Below are 1155 nucleotides of genomic sequence, written 5' to 3' on the forward strand. Positions count from 1 at the left end.
TGTAACGCCATCATCGTTGCCTCCAGGTCCTGTTGCGTGAGTTCGCGCTGTTTCTTCGTGCCGGGCGCCCGTTGCGGCGTGCGCGCCTGCGCGCCGCGATGCGTGCGCGAAGGCGCCGTGCCGATGCTGCGGTTGTCGCGCTGCGCCTGCACCGCCTGCGCCAGCTCAAGCACGTGCGCGAGCCGCTTGCACTCAACGATGGCGCCCTGATCGACCTCCGTGAGGCGGTCGTATTGCCGACACACCAGCGCCCGCTCGCCGGCGCGCAACTGCGTGCGTCCGTCCGGATACTCCCACACCTCGATGTCACGGTGGACCAGCGCGCGATTCGCGTCGGTGTCTTCCAGCAGATACATCACCCGGTCGTACTGCACCGTCAGCGTCTTGGTGACCCGTCGCGCTTCGCGCCACGTCAGCGCCCGTTCCAGACTCTCGTCAGCGCGCAGTGAACGATGCGCGTCATAGTCGCTCCTCGGTGGCTTGGCAAAGCGCGCGTTGTAGTCGGCCATGAAGCAGGGCGCATAGGCGTTGGCCGCGTCCACCGTGCTGATGCCGCGCAGGCGCAGTTCCTTCACCAGCCGGTCCTGCAAGGTGAGGTGCGCGCGCTCCACACGCCCCTTGGCCGGGCTCGAATTGGCGCAAAACGTGTCAATGTTCAACTCGTACATCGCCCGGCCGAATTGCGTCACGGCGTTGCCAGTCTTGCCCGCGCGTGCATTGCGAAACACCGTGAACTTGTCGCTGTAGAACGCACCCGGCTTGCCATGGCGCTCGATGTACGCGCGCGTCGCCTCGAAATAGCTGAAAGTCGATTCGCTGCGCGTGAAATGCAGCCACATCAGCCGGCTGGTGGCATCGTCCACATACACCAGCAGCGTGCATTGCGGGGCACGCTCCTCGAACCAGCGATGCTCGCAGCCATCGATCTGGATCAGCTCGCCCAGGCACGCACGCCGCGCGCGCGGCTGATACACCTTCGGCGGGCGCTGCCGGCGCGGCACCCACAGGCCGGCCTCGATCATCAGATGCCGCACCGTTTCCTTGGCAAGCCGGATGCCGTGGCATTCGTCAAGCTTCTCGCGCGCCAAAGTCGGGCCGAAGTCGGCGTAGCGCTCTCGGATAATGCTCACGGCGCGCTGTGCCAAAGCATCGTCG

At 65.9% G+C, this 1155-nt stretch carries 1 protein-coding gene; it reads right to left on the bottom strand.

Translation table 11 applies throughout. The features are described 5' to 3' along the window. Nucleotides 1-1155 (bottom strand): ISNCY family transposase (locus GV035_RS25860; protein ID WP_159838433.1); only part of this gene is annotated, 1155 nt, incomplete at both ends.

The organism is Burkholderia sp. 8Y (genome assembly GCF_902506145.1).
In the GTDB taxonomy this organism is placed as follows: Bacteria; Pseudomonadota; Gammaproteobacteria; order Burkholderiales; family Burkholderiaceae; genus Caballeronia.